The 21,594-nt window shown below is 39.0% G+C and carries 14 protein-coding genes and 1 CRISPR repeat array; of the genes, 10 read left to right on the top strand and 4 right to left on the bottom strand.

Features of this window, described 5'->3' with window-relative positions; translation table 11 throughout:
• Positions 1–8 precede the first annotated feature (8 nt).
• Both B9T30_RS07515 and B9T30_RS07510 read right to left on the bottom strand, forming a co-directional pair.
• The gene (locus tag B9T30_RS07515) at positions 9–1,331 is read right to left on the bottom strand and encodes a sphingomyelin phosphodiesterase (RefSeq protein WP_227518957.1); all 1,323 of its coding nucleotides are present in this window, start codon (positions 1,329–1,331) and stop codon (positions 9–11) included.
• A gap of 334 nt (positions 1,332–1,665) precedes the next feature.
• Complete coding sequence (locus B9T30_RS07510; RefSeq protein ID WP_086184429.1) at positions 1,666–2,688, bottom strand: AraC family transcriptional regulator; 1,023 nt, start codon at positions 2,686–2,688, stop codon at positions 1,666–1,668.
• 155 nt (positions 2,689–2,843) lie between these two features.
• Here B9T30_RS07510 and B9T30_RS07505 point away from each other — a divergent pair, with 155 nt between their 5' ends.
• The 8 genes from B9T30_RS07505 (at position 2,844) to B9T30_RS07470 (ending at position 11,739) form a co-directional block, all read left to right on the top strand.
• A complete protein-coding gene (locus tag B9T30_RS07505) occupies positions 2,844–3,614 on the top strand; it encodes a 3-hydroxyacyl-CoA dehydrogenase (RefSeq protein WP_086184428.1) in 771 nt (256 codons plus the stop codon).
• A 281-nt stretch (positions 3,615–3,895) separates the two neighbouring features.
• On the top strand, positions 3,896–5,032 hold the full coding sequence (locus tag B9T30_RS07500; RefSeq protein ID WP_086184427.1) for an acyl-CoA dehydrogenase family protein: 1,137 nt from the start codon (positions 3,896–3,898) through the stop codon (positions 5,030–5,032).
• A gap of 223 nt (positions 5,033–5,255) precedes the next feature.
• Complete coding sequence (locus B9T30_RS07495; protein WP_086184426.1) at positions 5,256–6,902, top strand: AMP-binding protein; 1,647 nt, start codon at positions 5,256–5,258, stop codon at positions 6,900–6,902.
• A gap of 84 nt (positions 6,903–6,986) precedes the next feature.
• Positions 6,987–7,735: direct repeats of the CRISPR family, unit length 28 nt; unit sequence TTTCTAAGCTGCCTATATGGCAGTGAAC.
• A gap of 231 nt (positions 7,736–7,966) precedes the next feature.
• Positions 7,967–8,740, top strand: coding sequence for a HesA/MoeB/ThiF family protein (locus tag B9T30_RS07490; RefSeq protein WP_171264139.1), 774 nt, complete (start codon positions 7,967–7,969; stop codon positions 8,738–8,740).
• Positions 8,741–8,798: 58 nt separating this feature from the next.
• Entirely contained in the window at positions 8,799–10,097 is a 1,299-nt protein-coding gene (locus tag B9T30_RS07485; protein WP_086165877.1) for an ABC1 kinase family protein, read from the top strand.
• Between the two features lie 120 nt (positions 10,098–10,217).
• Positions 10,218–10,598: a dihydroneopterin aldolase gene (folB, locus tag B9T30_RS07480; RefSeq protein ID WP_086184424.1), complete on the top strand. Its 381-nt coding sequence runs from the start codon at positions 10,218–10,220 to the stop codon at positions 10,596–10,598.
• Positions 10,555–11,010: a 2-amino-4-hydroxy-6-hydroxymethyldihydropteridine diphosphokinase gene (locus tag B9T30_RS07475; RefSeq protein WP_086184423.1), complete on the top strand. Its 456-nt coding sequence runs from the start codon at positions 10,555–10,557 to the stop codon at positions 11,008–11,010. The genes folB and B9T30_RS07475 overlap by 44 nt, the downstream gene beginning before the upstream one ends.
• Positions 11,011–11,190: 180 nt before the next feature.
• Positions 11,191–11,739, top strand: a complete 549-nt coding sequence (locus tag B9T30_RS07470) for a DUF2799 domain-containing protein (RefSeq protein WP_143223200.1) — start codon at positions 11,191–11,193, stop codon at positions 11,737–11,739.
• 385 nt (positions 11,740–12,124) lie between these two features.
• Here B9T30_RS07470 and coq7 read toward each other — a convergent pair whose 3' ends face one another.
• Both coq7 and B9T30_RS07460 read right to left on the bottom strand, forming a co-directional pair.
• Complete coding sequence (gene coq7, locus B9T30_RS07465) at positions 12,125–12,760, bottom strand: 2-polyprenyl-3-methyl-6-methoxy-1,4-benzoquinone monooxygenase (RefSeq protein ID WP_086184422.1); 636 nt, start codon at positions 12,758–12,760, stop codon at positions 12,125–12,127.
• 4 nt (positions 12,761–12,764) lie between these two features.
• Entirely contained in the window at positions 12,765–14,087 is a 1,323-nt protein-coding gene (locus B9T30_RS07460; protein WP_086184421.1) for an MFS transporter, read from the bottom strand.
• A 177-nt stretch (positions 14,088–14,264) separates the two neighbouring features.
• On the opposite strand from B9T30_RS07460, the gene B9T30_RS07455 reads away from it, so the two are divergent.
• Both B9T30_RS07455 and B9T30_RS07450 read left to right on the top strand, forming a co-directional pair.
• Positions 14,265–16,997 (top strand): autotransporter assembly complex protein TamA, encoded by a 2,733-nt coding sequence (locus B9T30_RS07455; RefSeq protein WP_086184420.1) that lies wholly within the window; start codon positions 14,265–14,267, stop codon positions 16,995–16,997.
• A gap of 22 nt (positions 16,998–17,019) precedes the next feature.
• Positions 17,020–21,534 carry a translocation/assembly module TamB domain-containing protein gene (locus tag B9T30_RS07450; protein ID WP_086184419.1) on the top strand — a complete coding sequence of 1,505 codons (4,515 nt, stop codon included), beginning with the start codon at positions 17,020–17,022 and terminating at the stop codon, positions 21,532–21,534.
• Positions 21,535–21,594 lie beyond the last annotated feature (60 nt).

Here is a 21,594-nt window from a genome sequence, read left to right as displayed (position 1 = left end):
GATATTCCTTATGGGTTGTATTGGAATTGACCCATGACAGGGAAGTGGTCAGATAAATCCCAAGTCATAAATAATGGATCGGCAGCTGAGCGAATAATGCGTACATCGTTGCGTGCTTGCATGGGCTGACGATGATTATTCGATGACACCACATAGTCTAAGTATTCCACTGTAGAACCACCGCTTAGGCCAGCACCCGATAGTTTATTCACACGTGGATCAAAGGTTGATTCTGTATATCCTGTGCTGACTGGAGCAGTCCCATTCAGGTTATTCAACATCTGGGCATAATCTTGCGGCCACAGTAGTTTGTTGACGTTAAAGTCACCTCCCATCAGCACGGCATCAAATGATGGAATATTTTGTTTATCGACCAAAGCACGGATTTGTTTAAATTGTTGTTGGCGTAAGTCACGTGCCGCAGCGGTATCGAACGATGCTGTATGCGTTGAGGTCACATGGTAAGCCTTACCATTTTTCAGAATTTCAGCATAGACCACCCCTTTATCTGCAAAACAGTCAGTGCCTGTACAGTTAGGATAAATTAAGTGATCTGTCTTCACGATAGGGTAGCGACTCGCAACCAGTATGCCGCTGTCATAAATATTAAAGCCTGAGCCCACTGGAATATAAGTTTGATACGGATATTCCTGTGCTAATTTAGCCAACATTGCAGTACGCCCAGAAGCAAAAGCTTCTTGAAATAAAATTGCATCGTAGCCTTTTAAGTTTTGTGGCAGTTGATCTAAACGCTCATCAATTTTACTCGCAACTACAGGAAGCGCATAAATATTATAGGTTAAAACTTTAAATTCATTGGCACTGGCTACAATAGGTTCTGGCACCGTGTTTTGATGAATGGTGTAGTGGAAGTCATCATAGCCGCCCGTGAGTTCAGCTTTAAATGCAGTCTGGGCTGCTTTACCTGCATAGTTGGTGTTGAAGCGCTGAATATTACGATTGTTGAACCACGGTGCAGAAAAATCACTGCCAGAAGCCGAATGTTTAATATCACTGCCAGACCATGTACCTGTCATCGATTGTTTCAGCGTTACACTTGAGCCACCGCCGGTAATCACGGTATCAAAATTATAGGTTTGACCCGACTTTACCCCCGTATAACGATTATAACGCAGGACACGTTTGGTTTCGTAAGGGGCAATTTGGGTGGCTTCTTGTGCCCATTCGCTCCCTTGAACTAAGGTGCGTGTACCGTGATGATTAATATTGACGGATACCATTTCAGGAGTAGTATTAGTCACATAAATGTATGTGTCGGCAATCGCTTGCTGACTGCATAGTAACAATGATAGCCATGCAATATTTGTCATTAAGTTTTTATTAAATTGGGTGCTCATTAGTCCCCTCCATGATGTTTTTATTAAATATTTTGTAAACAATATGACGGGATTACTATGGCACGAAATTTTTTCAAGTCAGTGACAATGTACGACAGCACAATGACTTTCCGACGAATGAAGGTCAAAAAACTGATTTAAATTTAGGGGGCTGTTGACATTTCATCATGGCAACTAGATAAAGCTACCAGCTAGAGCAATAGAACTTTTATAGTGTCACTTTTGTGCTTGAATTTTATTACTTGCTATTTTTTTGCACAAAAAATATCAATAGACCTTAATTTTAGTTCATATCAATAGAAACAGATTACTGTTCCTTATTCTGACGATAGGCACCCGGACTGACACCTGTCCATTTTTTAAAGGCGCGATGAAATGCGCTTGGGTCATGAAAGCTTAATTCATCACTAATATCTTGTAGGGTTTTGTCTGTTTTAGTCAGAAATTCAATGGCTGTGTCACGTCGGATATCATTTTTGAGCTGTTGGTAACTCACGCCTTCACTTTTTAAGCGTCGTTGGATGGTTGCATCCGACATATTTAAACGATGCGCAATTTCATTGAGTTCTAACCATTGCGCTGGTGGAACTTGCATTAAATGTTTACGTATTTGAGAGCTGATTGCATGTGGGTTTTTAAAGCGAACCAAGAGGTTTTGTGGCGTTTGTTGAATGAATTGAGACCACGATTGTTGGTCTTGCTTGATCTGAATGTTTAAATAATTGGCGTCAAATTGAATGTAATTTTCATTGCTATTGTATTGAATATTTTCACAAAAACGAACTTTATAGTCTTGATCATCTAAGGGTGAATCACATTTAAGTTGAATCTGGTTCAGTAAAACCCGTTGCCCGCTTAACCAACACATCAAACCATGAATGAGCATTAAATAAGTGGCGTAACTGAACATTCTTTTAGTTTGTTTTTGTTCATAAATCACAATATAAGCATAGTTTTCTTGTACAAATAATTGACTGATAAAATCATCTAAGACCAGATTTAAAAATTGCAAAATATGTTGAACTGCATGTTTCAGTGTTTCAGCATACATAACGGATTGTGATAACAGTTTAAAACTTCCACGACGCATTGGATGGCTGTCCATACCAAAAAATTCATCGTTCATGGCATCCGCAAGTTCAATCCAGAGTTGTGCGTATTGAGAAACTGAAACACGGGCTTTACTGGACTGCATTAACTCAAGAGGAATGCCCGATTTGAGTAAGATGCTTTGTGTGTTTAAGCCTTGATGCTGCGCAGAACATAATGCTTCATGCACAAGATTGATCGAGATTGTACCTTTGCTATAGTTTAAATCTTGTTCATTCATGTGCTGATATCCATGTTTAGTTCATTTGTCCGATAGTTTGAATTGTCCAAATCCATCATAGATGATGCAATATTTGGAAATTGTACTCAAGCCTGACTACATTTACTCTGCATCTTAAGTCGAGTGTTTATTCAAAGAATTGCTAGGAAAATAAAATGAAAATTCAAGGAAAGGTATTTGTAGTCACGGGCGGTGCATCGGGTTTAGGTGCTGCAACTGCCACGCATTTGGTCGGGCAGGGAGCTAAAGTCATCATGGTGGATATGAATGATGAACTGGGTATGGAAATGCAACAGCGTTTAGGCGAGCACTCTGTTTTTGTGAAATTGGATGTGACCGATGAACATGCGGTAAAAATATTCTTTGAAAATGTTGAGCAGCAATATGGGCAATTGAATGGTTTGGTCAACTGCGCAGGGATTGCACCATCAGCCAAAGTGTTGGGTCGTGATGGCATGCATGATTTTGCTATGTTCCAAAAAGTACTGAATATTAATGTCAGTGGAACTTTTAATATGATTCGTTTCGCTGCAAATTTGATGGCTAAATATGAGTTGAAAGTCGGTGAAGAAGAACGCGGTGTGATTGTAAACACGGCTTCAGTGGCCGCATTTGATGGTCAAATTGGGCAAACTGCTTATGCTGCTTCTAAGGGTGCCGTGGTTGCCATGACTTTGCCTTTAGCACGTGAGTTTGCACGTGAAGCTATTCGTGTGATGACGATTGCACCGGGGATTATGGAAACACCAATGCTGAAAGCAATGCCGCAAAATGTGCAGGATGCTTTGGGGCAAATGGTGCCATTTCCACCACGTTTAGCAAAACCAGAAGAGTTTGCACATTTGGTTGGGCATATTTTTGAAAATGCGTATTTGAATGGTGAAGTGATTCGCTTAGATGGTGCGATTCGTATGCAGCCTAAATAATCTATTTTGATTTGTGATCTTTATATTTGTGGCGGAGTCTTTGCATTATTAAGTAAAGGTTTTATATAACCTTCGGTTCGACCTACTTTTCTTTCGGGAAAAGTAGGCAAAACCATCTCCATTCGCAAAACCTGTTTAATTGAATTTACAGTCCACTTCTTCGCAGAAACATTATCTTTTTAGAAGTGTTTCAGGTTGCGAATGGGATTGTCGTGTATCAAATATTTTTTAAATTTTAATAAATGTCGAATTTAACAACCTGAACATAAAAGGGATATTCAATGCTTTTAAATGAAGAACAAAAAATGGTTCAGGACATGCTGCGAAATTATTCGCAAGCTAAACTCAAACCAACTGCGGCAGAACGCGATAAAACCGCAAAATTTCCCGCACAAGAACTAAAAGAACTGGGTGAGTTGGGTGCTTTAGGCATGACTGTGTCTGAACAATGGGGCGGTGCGGGACTAGATTATGTTTCCCTTGTGGTGGCACTAGAAGAAATTGCCGCAGGTGATGGTGCTATTTCCACCATTGTTAGCGTTCAAAACTCACTTCCATGTGGCATTACTCAGCGTTATGGTACAGAAGATCAGAAACAAAAATATTTGACCAAATTAGCAACAGGTGAATGGTTGGGCTGCTTTTGTTTAACAGAGCCTCAGGCTGGATCCGATGCAGGTGCACTTGAATGCAAGGCCGAACGTGATGGCGACTTTTGGGTATTAAATGGCACGAAGCAATTTATTACCACAGGTAAACATGCTCAAGTTGCAATTGTATTTGCGGTGACAGACAAAGCCGCAGGGAAAAAAGGTATTTCCTGTTTTTTAGTGCCCACCGAAACAGAAGGTTATATTGTTTCTCGTCTTGAAGAAAAAATGGGACAACATTGTTCAGATACGGCAACCATCATTTTTGATCACTGCCGAATTCCTGCCGAAAATTTATTGGGTCAAGAAGGTGAAGGCTACAAAATTGCGTTATCTAACTTGGAATCTGGTCGTATTGGCATTGCAGCTCAATCTGTAGGAATGGCACGTGCGGCATTGGATGCAGCAGTGGAATATGCCAATCAACGTACAGCTTTTGGGGTGGAAATTGTTCAGCATCAGGCAGTGGCATTTCGCCTTGCCGATATGGCAACCCAAATTGAAGCGGCACGTCAATTGATTTTCCATGCGGCCACTTTAAAAGATGCAGGCTTCGGGTGTTTAAAAGAAGCCTCAATGGCGAAATTATTTGCATCTGAAATGGCGGAAAGAGTTTGCTCAGATGCCATTCAAATCCATGGTGGTTATGGCTATGTTTCTGATTTTCCAGTCGAACGAATTTACCGCGATGTACGTGTGAGCCAAATTTATGAAGGTGCATCGGACATTCAGCGTCTAGTGATTGCACGTGAAGTGACTAAGCTCTAAATAGGCCAAATTTAAGACTTTAGTAGGTGTTCAAATCCAGCATGTTTTTTGATGGATTCGGAAATTGTAGGATTTCGCCAATCATGTTTATCTAAGTTATGAGTGAAGTAAAAATGCTGAATTTTTTTGGCATTTGAAAATGAAAACAACAATGAAAATGGACAAACAAAGTAACTGCACAAAGTAATTATTTTGTTATAAAAATGGATAAGAGGTTGTCGCTATGAAGACGCTAGAACAAGCATATCAAGAGTTTAATTTTGATCAATTTCTTGCCGAGCAATTGGTGGGTACACCTCAAGCAATCAACGCCTATGTTGAATGTTGTGAGCGCCATCTTGGTTCAAATAAAACCGCCTTAATTTGGGAAGGTAAAAATGGTGAATCGGCTGAGTGGACATTTGAGCAACTGGCAGATGCATCAGGGAAATTAGCCCATTATTTTACTTCGCTGGGCTTAAAAGAAGGTGATTGTATTGCGGGTTTATTACCACGTACACCTGAATTGCTCATTACCATTTTAGCAACTTGGCGAATGGGGGCAATATATCAGCCTTTGTTTACTGCATTTGAGTCTAAAGCGATAGAACATCGTATTAACACCGCTAAAACTCGATTGATTGTAACCAATGAAGAACAACGTCCAAAACTTAATAGTGTTGATGTACCTCATATTTTAACAGTGTATCAACTTGATACCTTAAGTCAGCAAGATGGTGATTTTTGGACAGAACTTACTAAGCAATCTTCAGCATTTGAACCTGTTATGCAAACATTTTCCGATGATTTTTTAATGATGTTTACCTCGGGAACAACGGGTCTGGCTAAATCTGTACCAGTCCCATTAAAGGCCGTATTGGCATTTAAAGGTTATATGGCTTATGCCGTAGATTTGCGTCCTGAGGATTCTTTTTGGAATTTAGCCGATCCAGGTTGGGCATATGGACTATATTACGGTATTACAGGGCCGTTAAGTTTAGGCCATAGCATTATTATGGATGAACGTGCTTTTAGTGTAGATCATGCTGTACAGATTATAAAAAAATACAGAGTGAGCAATTTAACAGGTTCACCTACAGCATTTCGTATGTTCTTTGGCTTTAAAGAAAAATTTGATCCATCTATTAAAGCGCATTTGCGTGTGGTGAGTAGTGCAGGTGAGCCATTAACGCCTGAAGTGATTCATTGGTTTAATCATGACTTAAATGTGAATATTTATGATCAATATGGACAGACTGAATTAGGGATGGTGATTGGCAATCATCATGCCTTAGCACATGAAATTAAAATTGGGTCAGCAGGATTTGCAAATCCAGGACATCGCTTTTGTGTTTTAAATCAGAATAATGAAGAAGTGGAGAAAGGTGGCGTAGGCACACTAGCAATTGATTTTTCACAATCACCATTGGTTTGGTTTAAAGGCTATGATGGAAATAACCGTAAATCCTTTGTGGGTCATTATTATTTAACGGGTGACACAGTTAGATTGAATGAATTAGGTGGTGTTGATTTTATTGGTCGTGCTGACGATGTCATTACAACGTCAGGCTATCGTGTAGGTCCTTTTGATGTAGAAAGTACATTGTTGGAATGTAGTGAAGTGCTTGAATCTGCTGTGATTGGTAAGCCAGATCCAGAACGGACTGAAGTCGTTAAAGCGTTTGTGGTTTTAAAACCTCAATTTTCAGCTTTGGATGCGTTAAGTCATAAATTGCAAGAATATGTACGTTCGCGTTTATCTAAGCATGCTTATCCAAAAGAGATTGAATTTGTAGAAAGTTTGCCTAAAACCTCAAGTGGAAAAATTCAGCGAAATTTACTCAAACAACAGGAAATTGCCAAAATACAAGGGATTCAAAAAGTCGGTTAATTAGATTTTGCCTTTTCTAAGAGCATTTTATTATTGTTAAATTAAAAACCGTTCTTTAGGGCGGTTTTTTTTAAGGGAAATTGTTTTCTAAGCTGCCTATATGGCAGTGAACCAGACAACTTATAAGATTCACCCAATAATTCATTTCTAAGCTGCCTATATGGCAGTGAACGATTTTCTATCTCAGCCGTAGTCACATTTTGATTTCTAAGCTGCCTATATGGCAGTGAACAGACTGTTTTTTTACAGTTTTGATTTTTTCAGTTTCTAAGCTGCCTATATGGCAGTGAACTGATTGCCTTGGGTGGATTCTTCTTTGTTTGTTTTCTAAGCTGCCTATATGGCAGTGAACAGTAAACCGAATCTTCGCCCCAAGAATTTCGAATTTCTAAGCTGCCTATATGGCAGTGAACCAAAGATGAAAAAAAACTAAATTCAGTCCATTTTTCTAAGCTGCCTATATGGCAGTGAACACTTCGAGAACGCACTATCTGAGCCGGGGAAATTTCTAAGCTGCCTATATGGCAGTGAACTTTGTTAGTGTCAAACTCTGGGGTTTGACTATTTTCTAAGCTGCCTATATGGCAGTGAACGTGGCTGAATGTCAGCAAATTCATTCTTTCAACTTTCTAAGCTGCCTATATGGCAGTGAACGCAAGCACAGTAATCGTGGTCGGGTTTCCATTTTTCTAAGCTGCCTATATGGCAGTGAACGTGTTCGAAATCCGCTTTCGATTAAAACATCATTTCTAAGCTGCCTATATGGCAGTGAACCGGGGCAATTGGTTTATATTGGTAATTACCATTTCTAAGCTGCCTATATGGCAGTGAACGTAAATATAAAGGACAAAGCTTTAAAATAACAAGGAGTTAATGCTAAAAAATGCAAAATACCCAAAATTTTTTAAAGAATTGTAACTTATTGATTTTATAGGGCTGTTAAAGAGTACTTGAAATATTGGGGTAAAAATGGGTTCTTGTCAAAGACTTCTACAGAACAGAAAGAGGATATCCTTTATAATCTACGCAGGTTATAAATCAGCAAATGCAAGTGGGACAACTTAGTGACTAATCTACTCGACATGGACTTAGAGTTAAATGATGATGAAATGCACCTTTATTCACGCCAAATTCTTCTTGATGGTTGGGATATAGAAGCACAAGAAAAACTCAAACTTGCCAATGTCCTTATAGTGGGTTGTGGTGGCATAGGCTGTACAAGTGCGGAACTATTAGCACGCGCAGGTGTGGGGAAAATCACCTTGATTGATGCCGACACCATTGAAATAAGCAATTTACAACGTCAAATAGCCTATGTAGAAGAAAATATTGGCTTTTACAAATCGGAAATACTCGCAAAACGCTTAAAGCAAATTAATCCACATATTCGCATAGAAAGTTATACCTCTAAACTTGATCAAAACAATGCAGAACAACTCATTTCTACTCAAGACTTAGTTTTAGATGGCTGCGATAATTTCACCACTCGTTATTTGGTGAATCAAACCTGTACGCAATTGAATGTCGCTTTAATTAGTGCATCAGCCATTGGTTTTCAAGGTCAATTGTTTATGGTAGAAGGCGATTCTGCTTGCTATGAATGTTTATTTCCAAAAGAAGAACATGCAAACGAAAGTTTGCGTTGTGCAGATTCAGGCGTACTTGCAACAACACCGAATGTCATGGCAAGTTTACAAGCACATCATGCCTTGCTTTATTTAGGTTTAGCTCAAACCCCATTGAAGCAAAAACTGTTGCTTTGGGACGGCTTAAGCATGAAACAACGCTTACTGGCTTTTGAAAAAGATCCAGATTGTTCAGTTTGTCAGGCAAGATAGTCCTGCAAAAGAATATTTTTTTGCTACACTCACTACAATTTAATTCTACTTAGACATTATGAAAAACAATATCTGGTTAGATGGACTGCGTTCAGTTGCCCGAGTTGGGGAAACAGCTGTCATTGCAGCCAAAGCAGGCATTAAATACGCCACTGAAAAACCAAGTAACGCAAAATTGATGCGCGAAACTTTTGAATCTTTAGGTTCAACCTATATTAAACTTGGGCAGTTTATTGCCAGTACACCATCGTTATTCCCACGTGAATATGTGGAAGAATTTCAAGGTTGTTTAGATCAAACACCATCATTACCATTTAGTTATGTACAAGGTGTTTTAGCCTCTGAATTTGCAGGCAGAAATTTAGATGAAATTTTTGCTTCGATTGAGGAAAAACCTTTAGCTTCAGCATCGATTGCACAAGTTCACGCAGCTAAATTAGTCACTGGTGAAGATGTCGTGATTAAAGTGCAAAAGCCGGGCGTAGAAACTATTCTCTATACCGACTTAAATGTCTTGCATTGGGCAACCAAAGTCTTAGAAAAAGCTGTACCGAAAGTAAAATTTGCATCACTTGCAGATATTGTCGATGAAATTAAAACCCGTATGGTGCGTGAAGTTGATTTTATTGAAGAAGCACAAAATTTAGATGATTTTGTCAATTATTTGAATGTCACTCAAAACAATAAAGCCACTGCACCAAAAGTCTATCATCAATATTCAACGCGCCGTGTGTTGACCATGCAGCGTTTGTATGGTGTACCTTTGACTGATTTTGATGTGGTCAAAAGAGTCTCTAAAGATCCATCTCAGGTTTTAATTACAGCCATGAATACATGGTTTGGTAGCCTGATGATGTGTAATAGTTTCCATGCTGATTTACATGCAGGAAATCTGATGTTACTTGAAGATGGTCGTGTCGGTTTTATCGATTTCGGTATCGTTGGGCAGTTAAATCCAACAGTGTGGACGGCATCGATTGCATTTATGGATGCACTGCAAAGAACGGATTACAACTTGATGGCAGAAAACATGCTGAAAATGGGCATGACGGATAAGAAAATTGATACCCAAGTTTTAGCAGCTGATTTAGAGCGCTTATTTAGTGGGGTATTAATGGCGGATCCACAACAAATATTAAGTTCAAATCCTGCCGATTTAAACGATATTATGATGGATATGGTTGGCGTGGGTGAGCGTCATGGTATTCGCTTCCCACGTGATTTTGCCTTGTTATTTAAGCAAATGTTGTATTTTGATCGCTTTATGCGCATTCTGGCACCGTATACCGATATTTATGCAGACCAACGTTTGCAAATGGTGCAAACACTTGACCCGAATGTGTTGTTAAAAAACTAAGTTGTTTTAAGAAAATCCCCCTAAATCCCCCTTTTTCAAAGAGGGACTTAAAAGCTCCTCCCTTTTTTAAAGGGAGGTTGGGAGGGATTAAAAAAGTCAAAATTTGTTAAGGGTAAAAATGTGGACGCAATTATCATTGAAGGTTTGAAAGTTGAAACAGTGGTTGGCTGTTTCAATTGGGAACGTCAAATTATTCAACCTTTAATGCTGGATATGACGATTCAGACCAATCTAGAGCAAGCATCAAATTCGGATAAATTGGAAGATACGCTGAATTATGCGGAAATTTGCGAAATTTCAGCCACCGTGATTCAAAAAGCACAGCCAGAATTGATCGAACACGCAGCAAAACTGGTGCTAAATGCACTTTTTACTACCTTTCCCGCAGTCGAATCTATTATGATTACGATCAGGAAGCCTGCCATTATCGCGCAAGCAAATTCTGTAGGAATTCGTCTTGAACGCCACCGAAACGATATTCGCCTTAGCTCTGGCGAGTAATTGCAATCCTGAACAACATTTTAAGCAGGCATTTTCCCAGATTGCTGAAATGGGGCAGGTTCAATTCTCTGAAATTTATTTAATTCCATGCCGCGATGCGATTGGGGCAGACTATTGGAATGCCGCTTGTTTGCTTAAGTCTCATTTGCATGTTGATGAAATTCTTCATTTGCTGAAAAATATGGAAGTGGATTCAGGTCGTGTACGTCCTTCCCATTTTATTTCCTTAGATGTAGATTTGATTGCTTGGGGCATGGATTTAAAACACATGCAATTTAATCCGAAAAAATTCCCCTTGGCTTTAGACGTAAAAATTCCAATGCAAGATGTGTGGAAGCATGTGATATTTATATACGATACTGCTATTGATTATCCGATTGTGCATTTAACTCAATTTAATCTTAGTTCGTAGTGGGCGCAAACTGCTTTGCTTGACTATAGGCTTTGATTTTTAGTTTTCTGAATCAGTCAAATCACATTTCTATATAGCGTGATTTTATTGAGATAAATGCAAAAATGGCGCAATCTGTTGGTTGTTTTTTGTTTTTAAGTTATTTAAAAAAGTGTACTTATGGATATAAAGAACAGCAAGATGGCAAAGATAAAACTTTTAGGCATCATGGTCATGTTTTTGACAGGGTGTAGCAGTATGAGTGTAGAACAATGTCATACGGCACAATGGTTTTCTGTTGGCGAAATTGACGGCAGTTCAGGTCAAGTGAGCCGCATTGATCGATATTTTAAGGCCTGTCAAAAAGCGGGTATTCAACCCAATCAACAGCTTTATCAGCAGGGCTATCAACGTGGTTTAAGTTATTATTGTACGGCTGAAAATATATTTGATCAGGCATTAAAAGGCTCAGGGTCGTACAGTGTGTGTCCTTTAGAAAAACGCAGTCAATTAAAGCCCTATTATGATGTGGCACATGATTTTTATGCTGCTAAAAAACAGCAAGATGATTTATTGGATAATTTAGAGCGTTATCGTACAGCGCTCCTTGATGATAAAACTAGCCCCGAAAATCGGGATAAATATCGTAAATTAATTCAAGAATTAAGAATTAAACAAGACAGAGTTGAATTTAATTATTATGAAGCTGATCGTAAATTAGAACGTTTTAAACGCCAAAATAGGTTGTAAATCTTACTTTTATGATTTATTAAAAAGCCCACTAAAATAAAATAAGTAATACTGATTAGTTAAGAGGGTTACAATTAACTCCTTAGCTTTTTAGTTATTCACGACGGAGTCTTATCGTTTTAAATCAAATTTTTGGAGCTCGTTTGTTCTTTTGTTTAGCCAAAAGAACCAAAAGCATCTGTTATCCGCAAAACTCGTCAAATCCCTTTTATTGATCAATTCATCGCAGAAACCTTACTTTTTCAAAGTAGTCTTGCCTCGAACAGTTGCGGATGACGTTTCCGTGTATCGAATAACATCATGAACTTAAAAAATAAAATGCCAGTCAATTTCTTAACTGATCAGCATTACACAATCATATGGGCTTTTATCATGCAAAAAACACTTAAATATAATAACTGGTCTTGGTCATTAGCTTAGAAATTGCAGTCATGGTAATACGTACAGGCGCGGGTAAATCCACACCGCCAGCATTCAGCGCGGTATCTCGATGCTGTAATTCATCTGCATTCATTTGCACTAGAATTTTACGTGAACGATCATCTTGCGCAGGTAGCTGTTTAATATGGTCTTCTAAATGCAAACTCACTTGACGTTCAGTTTCAGCGACAAAACCTAAGCTGTATTTATCACCTGCAATGCCTGCAAGTGCGCCCATACCAAATGAAAGTCCATACCAAACAGGATTGAATAAGCTGGTATGGCTATCGAGTTCTTTTAAGCGGTCTTCACACCAAGCCAAATGATCTTGTTCTTCAACGGCAGCTTGTTCCATTTCATGGCGTACATTGGGCAATTTCGCAGTCAGTGCCTGACCATGATAAAGCGCTTGTGCGCATACTTCACCGCTATGATTGACGCGCATTAAGCCCGCAACATGACGTGCTTCACTCACTGCCAGTTTTGTTTCAACATCACTGCTTGGATTTTCACGATGAGCAGTGGTTGTTCCTGGAACGAGGCTGCGTAGCGCTTGGTCAAATGAATGAATAAATTTGTCGATACCGGTATATTGACGCATAAAATTAATCCTCTAAAGCATTTTGGTGATGTGCAGCAAGCATAGGCTTGAGTTTAAACAAAAGCCATGTTGTGAAAATGGCACTTAAAATAGCAGTAATACTAAAAAGTATTTTAATATCAATCTTGAATATACTTAAGATGATAATGGAAAATACAGCAGAGGATACCATGAATACCGCATTTAAGATGTTATTTGCCGCCACCACACGCGCACGATGTGAACGTGGAGAAAAGGCTTGCATCATGGCGTATAGCGGTACGATATAAAAACCACCACTAATTCCCAGTAATGTCACAGCAAGCATGACATGGTAATAACTTAAGCCTTGGGTAAAGATATCTTTTAAACCCAGCATTTCACCTGTACGTTCGGGAACAAAAGCCAAACTTGCCGCCAAATAAAAAGCAAAAACAGTTAGACCAGTTGCACCAAGAGGCACCATCTTCAAATTCACTTCTGAACCGCCAATTCTGCGACACAATAATGAACCAACACCAATGCCCACAGAGAAAAAGGTTAAAAGTAAACTGACCACATTTTCAGAGGCATGTAAATTTTGTTGTGTCAGTTGTGGAATTTGGGTCAGATACGTTGCACCATAAAACCAATACCAAGAATTGCCCAGTAAAATTAGAAAGACAATCGGCAAGCTTTTGGCATATTTCAAGGTTTGAAAACTGGTTCTAAAAAAATTCCAGTCGATTTTGAGATCAGGTGATGTGACATTTTGCTTTAATACAAAGCGACTCGACAAATAACCCAAAATGGCAATGGTCACTACAGTTAAACTAATCCAAATTAGATTGCCTTGTGACATGGAAATCACTGCACCACCTAAGATCATCCCGATTAAAATTGCCATGGATGTACCCGATTGAAATAATGCATTTCCAGACATCAATTCATTCGGTTTTAAAATTTCAGGCAAAATGGCATATTTAATTGGCCCAAAGAAGGTAGAGTGCGTCCCCATTAAAAATAAAGCCAATAATAACAGCCATAAATGACCTAAAATAAAGCCAGCGGAACCAATCAACATGATCACAATTTCAAGAATTTTAATGCCGCGTACAAGTTGTGAACGTTCGTACTTATCTGCAATTTGTCCAGCTGTCGCAGAGAAAATAAAATAGGGTAAAATAAACAATAAGGCTGCGAGATTATTGAGTGTACTGACATCCGCGCTTTGTTGATTAATCCAACCATAGGTAATGACCAATAACAGCGCTTGTTTATAGACATTGTCATTGAGTGCACCGAAAAATTGAGTAACAAACATCGGTAAAAATCGACGCGTGCCTAAAAGATGTTCATTTTTTTCCATGGTTTCTGGACTTCATTAAGTTTTATTAAGAAATGTGAGCATTTGGTAAAACGCGATAAAAATCATGTATGATGTTTTTAACCTATACTTTAGTGAAAATTCCAATAGATTTTAGCTTGTTAGCAGGCTTTCATTGGGCATTTTCATTATAAATATTATACGAGTTTAGAGTTTTTTATGCTTTCAAAACTGGATTTTAAACAGTCGACTCTTACACGAAGTGTCCATTCCATCATACAGTGGAATGATCAATATACACGATTCTGTTTAAGTCTCTTTTTAAGCTTACTTGCGCAGCAAAGCTTTGCACAAGTAACACAGCCAAATGCAATAAGCACTCAAGCAGAATTTCAACAACAACTCAAGAGTGAAGCTGTTAAGCAAGGTCTGAATAGTACCGAAGAAATAGAAAAAATTGAAAATTTTCAAGCAAAAAAGTCCGAGCCTGATAGCTTACAAATGCTGCAACAACAAGAGCAAGTCGTACAGCCTTTGGATGAATTTAAACCGATTGAATTTGAAGCGCTAGAAGAGCTACCGATAGAACCTGTTAATCAAACGATGGCAGATGAAATTTTTCGTGTAGCAGAGAGTGCTAAAAATGAAGCACAAAAGTATCGTGCAGGGCAAGTTTCTGAGGTTGTGGTTTCTGATGCAACTCAACAAGAGTTAGTTGAAATTAATCATGCACCTGTGAATGTTGATCAGTTAATCACAAGTATTCAAGCAGACAGCCAAATTGTTGTTGAAGCCAATGAATCTGGAACAACGTTACCTGAATTGGGTCCAACTGATGGTGATGAAACAGAAGAGTCCAATTTTTTCAAGCGCTGGTTCTATAAAATACGACCATCAAGTCAATTAAGTGCGACAAAAGTGCAGCGTATTAGCGCGGATATTGTTATTAGCGCGACAGAAAATAATAGTGATGTTTCAAATCAAGCATATACTCAAGCTGTAGAGAATTTAAAAGCCAATATGAAGGGTAAGCTTTCCAGTTTTACCCAAGAATCATTTAGTGATTTTCCTTCAGCATTGCCACAGCTTCGAACATTGTCCAATCAAGCAGCACAGGCTGTTGGCTTTTATAATGCGACATTTAAATTTGAAAAACTCAGTGAAAATCGTGTTCGAGTTAGAGTAACGCCGAATGCACCCGTGCAAATTAAACAACAGAATGTGGAATTTAGTGGCGCGGGTGAAAATCAATCACAGTTCCAAGTCATTCGTGTTTTACCCGATCAAGAAGTGGGTGATGTTTTTAACCATGGTTTATATGAACAGACCAAAACACGTATTACAGATGCAGCAAGCAATAACGGTTTCTTTGATAGTTATTGGCGATTACACGATGTAAAAATTGCTCAACCGCAAGATACTGCAGAGATTAATTTACGTTATGAAACGGGTGAGCGCTATAAATTAGGCGCGGTTGAATTTCGTATGAGTGATCCATCGAAACCCTTTCCAATTGATTTAGATGTCTTGCAAAGTATGGTGTCTTGGCAAGATGGTGCAGATTATGCTTTTTGGCGTGTCAATGGTTTGGCAAATAATTTAACCAACTCACGTTATTTTAATTACACCTTGGTCGATGCAGTACGACCTGATCCAATCGAAAAACCGTTAGAATTAGCACCTGATATTCAAGCTTTGGTCGATCAGCAAAAAATATCAGAAAGTGATGCCAGTATTCAGGATAAAAAGAAGGTTGCTTCGTCCCAAGAAGTTACTCAGTCTGTGGTGAATGAACGCGATTTTGCAGGCACGACCGATGCTCAAAACGAACAGAATTTACGTCAATTACGTGTAGAACAAGAAAACAAAGAAACTGAAGAAGATCGCTTAAAAGCCCAAGCACGTGAAGAAAAGAAAGTTCCTGTCATTGTGACATTGAATGCTGATCGTCTAAATAGTGCCGAAATGGGTGCGGGTTATGGTTCAGATACAGGGGTGCGTTTGCGTGGTCAGTATCGCCGATCTATTGTGAATCGCCGTGGTCATTCATTTGATGCCAACTTGGAATTATCCCAAATTCGTCAGTCTCTGGATGGTCGTTATAATATTCCATATAACCATCCTTTAGATGACTATATTAGTTTAGTCGGTGGGTATGAACGTGAAGAGCGTGAAGGTGTTGCACAAGGCATGGGCTTGATGATTGAGTCTGCCGTTGCGGGTGTGGATCGGGTGATTAAAAACCCACGTGGAAGTTGGCAACAAGCCTTTGGTCTGCGTTATCGTTTAGACCGTATTACTCAAAATGGTTTGGTTGATTTTGATAAAATTCCAGAAGCATTTTTGGTGAATAAAAATGAACAACAACAATCATTGTTGTTTGGTTATGAAGTGTCACGTACCACCAGTGATAAACGGGTTAATCCAAGTAAAGGCTTTAAGCAAACCTATAAAGCAGAAATTGGCAGTGAAACGTTACTGTCCGATGCTGATATGGCCATTGTAAATGCGGGTTGGCGTTTTATCTATTCATTGGGTGAAAATGATAACCATCAGTTTGTAGGGCGCGGTGATTTAGGTTATATCTTTGCACAAGACTTTAGTAAAGTTCCTTACAATTTGCGTTATTTTGCGGGTGGTGATCAAAGTATTCGTGGTTTTGATTATAAAAGTTTAGCCGCTGAGCAAGATGGATTTAAAATTGGTGGACAAGCTTTAGCTGTCGGATCTTTGGAATATAACTATCAATTCAAAGAAGGTTGGCGCGCAGCTATATTTAGTGATGTGGGAAATGCCTATGATCAAGATTTTAGTACGCCAACAGCATATAGTGTTGGTTTAGGGGTTCGTTGGGCATCGTCAATTGGCCCAATTCGTATTGATGTGGCTTCAGGTATTTCCGATGATAGTCACCCAATACGTATCCATTTCTTTATTGGTCCACAACTATAGATTTTAGGTTTTAGAGAGCATTATGGCTGAAGTAGAACAGCAACCAGAAATAGAATTACCTCGACCTAAAAAACGTCGTATTATGAGAAGTGTGTTATTCACATTGCTTATAGTGTTGGTTTTGCTTGTTGCTTCCTTCGCTGTCATGTTCACGACAGATAAAGGCAGTAAATTTTTACTGGATCGTGTTTTACAAAGCCAAAAAATTATTCATTATGAATATGAAGGCGGTAATCTTTTACACGGCATTATTTTAAAAAATATCTTAGTCACGTTAAAACCTGTTGACGTTAAAATTGATCGTGCTGATGTGAGTTTGGGTTGGCGCGCAATCCTTAAAAAAGAAATCCATCTGAATCGTGCTGACGTGCGTAATTTACAAATTATCACCAAGCATCCACCGAGTGATGAACCTTTTAAATTTAGTGAAATTCGTTTACCTTTTGTTTTACGCTTAGATACGGCAGATCTAGACCATCTGGTGATCAAGACCTCATCTGCCAGCGTGAAATTTAATGATATTCATTTAAATAATGCACTTTGGTCAGGTACAGAACTCAAGTTTGAAGATTCCCGTATGGATATGGGATATCTGGCGGTTAAAAATGCAACGGGAGAAATGAAATTTGAAGGAAAATATCCTTTAAATGCTGTTGCTGATTTGAATATTCCATCATTGAATAAAACGCTCAATATTCATGATATCAAAGTTGTAGCGAAAGGTACTTTAGATACCATACAGGCGGGTGTTGCGACAAATACGCCTGATTTATTAACAGGTTGGGCGGTGGTGCATCCCGTACGCAAACATGTTCCGATGTTTGGTGAGTTGCAGTTTAAAAAATATCATTGGCCGTTAATGACTGAGCAAAAGCTGTTTAGTAAAGATGGCGTAGCTAAATTTAATGGTGATATCGAGCGTTTAAATATCGATGTTACAACAGACTTAAGTGGTAAAAATATTCCACAAGGTCAATATAACGGTAGCATGCATACCGATTTGGTTCATCAGCTTGATATTACCAATTTAAATGGTCAGCTCATGAAAGGAGCCGTGAATGTTGCTGGTGTTGTTAGTTGGAAAGACCATGTGACTTGGGATATGACAGGTCGTCTGGACAAGATTAATCCAAAGGACAAACTGATTCCGCTGGTGATTCAAGATTTTCTACCGCCAAGTTTGGATGCAAAAATCGCGTCTAAAGGTCGTTTAGAGAAAGGTATGCATTTAACTGCCTTGGTTGACTTTGATCGTTATGAAACATGGAATTTAAAACTCGATCAAGCTGAGCAAAAAGGCAAAAAGCCAAATCCAATGCTCTTGGATGTTGCTTGGAAAAATATTGATCGCGCCGTACCTTATGTGGGGTGGCTCAGCAGTAAATCAGGCGATGTTAAATTGGCTTTGGTTGAAGGTAAGCAAGATATTCAAGTAGCAACGTCGATTGCTAAACACGATAAAGGTGTCTTGCCTGAAGGTTTATATAAAGCACAGTTAAACCTTAAAAATAATCATTTAAATGTCCCAAGTTTTAGTTATGTGGCAGGTAAAGGCAGTTTAAATGGAAGTGCAAAAGTCGAGTTACCTTCAGATAAGCGTCAATTGAAATGGAATGCCGTTTTAAATGCAAAAGATTTTAATCCGCAAATAGTGGTGGATGCTGCACCCGTCAACTTAATTAATGGACAGGTCAAAGCCAATGGTTTTGCCAAGCCAAATCAACAGATTATTCAGTTAGATGCAATTAATTTAACGGGTCGTTTGGCACAGCAAAATAAGAGTGAAACGGTTCGTTTAACTGGACGTAGTACCGCAGCGATTTTATTTCATGATCAAAAATCAGGTGGTGCTTTTAAAAGCTTTGCAGTGAATTATGATGGTGCACTCAATGCCAGCCAAATTCAAGCCAGTCAGGGTTTGCTAAAATTAAAAGTTTCTGGCATGCCAGAGTTGATTAAAATTGCTGAATTACAGCATTCAGGCGTTGCAGGGAAAATTTTTGCTAGTGGTTTGGTCAATCTTAAAAATGGCATTGGTTGGAATGTAAATGCATCCTTGGTGCGTTTTAAACCACATTATTTTGTCTCAAGTGTGCGCGGTGAATTGTCTGGTAATGTCAAAACACAAGGTGTTTGGTCAGACACATTAAAGCGGATTAATATCGAAAAATTAAATTTAGCAGGTGTGATTAACAATAAACCTGTTCGCGGCACAGGGAATTTGGCGGTTGTGTTAAATGCCAATCAAAAGGGTTTCTTGCCGCAACAATTTGAAGCGAATAATTTGTATTTGGCTTATGCAAAAAATCAAATTCAAGCGACCGGTAATGCGCAAAATTTAAGATTAAAAGTGAATGCGCCAGCTTTGTATGAACTGTATAGCGGACTTCGTGGTCGTGCATATGGTTATTTAAATGTGCAATCGCAACCCAAACTACAAGCAAGTGCCAATTTTGCTGTAGATGATTTTGGTTTCAGTAATTTAGTCAGTATTAAAAAATTACGTATACAAGGTCAATTACCGACTTCAGAACTCACTCCTACGTTACTGACTGCAAAAATGGAAAGTTTACGGAGTGGTTCGCGTGAAATTAGGCAAGGTGAAATTTCACTGGCAGGTACACGCAAAGCACATATATTAAAAGCTCAAGCAGAAAACAGAATTTCTAAATTTTATGTGCAATTGGCTGGTGGTTTTAATGCGCAAAATGATTGGTTGGGGCAAATTCAAAAAGGTGACTTTGACTCGTTCCGTGCACGGTTAGTGCAGCGTCAAAATGCTTCAGTGGTTTACAACTCATCGAAATCAGAATTGTTTGTCGGTGCGCATTGTTGGTCAAGTCAGCAAAGTCAGTTGTGTTTCGATCAGCCGATTCGTGTTGGTAAAACCAAAGGTAATGTGTCTTTTATTACCCAGAATGTCGATTTAAATGATTTTGCTGCATTTATGCCAGAAGGTTTGGCAATTACAGGCAAAGTGAATGGTTATGCAAAAGCAGCATGGGCTCAAGGTGCTAAACCAAAAATTGATGCAAGATTGGTGACACGAAATGGCGTTATTGGCTTGGCAGCAGAAGACCCGCAAGATATTGGTTCTACACTAAGTTACAACGAAATTGCTTTAATTGCGAAAAGTGTATCAGAAGGTTTGCAGCTTCGTTTAGATGTTAAAACACCTGAAATTGGGACAGGTTATGCCAATGTTATTATCGACCCTTATAAAGACAGCAAACCAATGCGTGGTGAAGTTGCCTTCGATCAAGTACAACTCAAAGTTTTTAAACCCTTTATTCAAGATATCCGCTCACTTGCTGGAGTTTTATCTTTTGCAGGAAAAATTTCAGGCACCTTAACTCAGCCGTTATTCAATGGTGAAATGCGCCTTAAAGATGGTGCAATCAGCATGATTTCATTGCCTGTGAACCTAAGTAATATTCAAGTGTATTCTTCGATTCGAGAAGATCATGCCAGTATTAATGGAGCATTTAATAGCGGTCGAGGCGTCGGCTTGTTAACAGGGAATGTGGATTGGAAAAATGATCCACGTATTCAATTGCATTTAAAAGGTCAGAACTTACTTCTTCGTCAAGCACCATTGATCACGGCAGTTGTTACACCTGATTTAACGTTAGATGTCTTACCATTGAGTAAGAAATTAACCTTAAATGGTAAGGTTGAAGTTCCACGTGCCTTAATTTCAATGCCTGAAGCTTCAGCTCCTGTAGTCAATGTTTCATCAGATGTACGTATTGTTCATGAAGGGCAAGACCAGCTTGCAATATTGAAGTCGGCTCGACCATGGGATATTCGTGCAGATCTTATGGTTAATTTAGGTAATCAAGTCATTTTCCAAGGTTTTGATAGCCGGATTCCATTAATTGGACGTTTGTATTTATCGCAACGTGGATTTGAAACTGCAATGCGTGCTAATGGTGCTATTGGTGTAAGCCAGCGGGTGAAAATTGAGGCGTATGGACAAAGCTTAGATTTGAACCGAGCGATTGCACGTTTCAATGGGCCTTTGTACAACCCAACTTTAGATATTGATGCCAATAAGAGTGTGCAAGGCAGTACAGTTGGTGTTCGTGTTACAGGAACTGCAACAAGTCCGAATATTCAGGTCTATAACGATGCGGGTTTATCTGAGCAAGAAGCTTTAAATGCTTTAATTACGGGGCGTATTAATGAAGGCACCAGCGGTATTAGTCAAACAGAGGGTTTTAAATCCGATGTAAATAATACGATTGCTGCTGCTGGGATTAGTATGGGGTTGGGGGGGACGCGTGCCTTAACCAATCAAATTGGTCGTACTTTTGGCTTAAGTGGTTTAGCGCTTGATGCACAGGGAACAGGCGATGATACACAGGTTAGTGTGACGGGTTATCTTACGCCAGATCTCTTTATCCGCTACGGTGTAGGTGTATTTACCCCAGTCAATAAATTGACCTTACGTTATCAAATGAATAAACGTTTATATTTAGAGGCGAGTCAATCTGTGGAACGTGCAATTGACGTTTTCTATAACTGGCGCTTTTAGGTTTTTTGCGCTCGGATCATTTATATATGATAAATACCTTAGATAGGGTACGCCAAATAA

The organism is Acinetobacter sp. ANC 4973 (genome assembly GCF_002135275.1).
Taxonomy (GTDB): Bacteria; Pseudomonadota; Gammaproteobacteria; order Pseudomonadales; family Moraxellaceae; genus Acinetobacter; species Acinetobacter kyonggiensis.
Note: the sequence above shows the minus strand (reverse complement) of the source record. Positions and strands in the feature narration are given on the sequence as shown.

Bases quoted from the DNA above. Each gene is read 5' to 3' on its own strand.
- B9T30_RS07515 (WP_227518957.1), bottom strand. From the start codon at position 1,331: ATGACAAATATTGCATGGCTATCATTGTTACTATGCAGTCAGCAAGCG.
- B9T30_RS07510 (WP_086184429.1), bottom strand. From the start codon at position 2,688: ATGAATGAACAAGATTTAAACTATAGCAAAGGTACAATCTCGATCAAT.
- B9T30_RS07505 (WP_086184428.1), top strand. From the start codon at position 2,844: ATGAAAATTCAAGGAAAGGTATTTGTAGTCACGGGCGGTGCATCGGGT.
- B9T30_RS07500 (WP_086184427.1), top strand. From the start codon at position 3,896: ATGCTTTTAAATGAAGAACAAAAAATGGTTCAGGACATGCTGCGAAAT.
- B9T30_RS07495 (WP_086184426.1), top strand. From the start codon at position 5,256: ATGAAGACGCTAGAACAAGCATATCAAGAGTTTAATTTTGATCAATTT.
- B9T30_RS07485 (WP_086165877.1), top strand. From the start codon at position 8,799: ATGAAAAACAATATCTGGTTAGATGGACTGCGTTCAGTTGCCCGAGTT.
- B9T30_RS07470 (WP_143223200.1), top strand. From the start codon at position 11,191: ATGGCAAAGATAAAACTTTTAGGCATCATGGTCATGTTTTTGACAGGG.
- coq7 (WP_086184422.1), bottom strand. From the start codon at position 12,760: ATGCGTCAATATACCGGTATCGACAAATTTATTCATTCATTTGACCAA.
- B9T30_RS07460 (WP_086184421.1), bottom strand. From the start codon at position 14,087: ATGGAAAAAAATGAACATCTTTTAGGCACGCGTCGATTTTTACCGATG.
- B9T30_RS07455 (WP_086184420.1), top strand. From the start codon at position 14,265: ATGCTTTCAAAACTGGATTTTAAACAGTCGACTCTTACACGAAGTGTC.
- B9T30_RS07450 (WP_086184419.1), top strand. From the start codon at position 17,020: ATGGCTGAAGTAGAACAGCAACCAGAAATAGAATTACCTCGACCTAAA.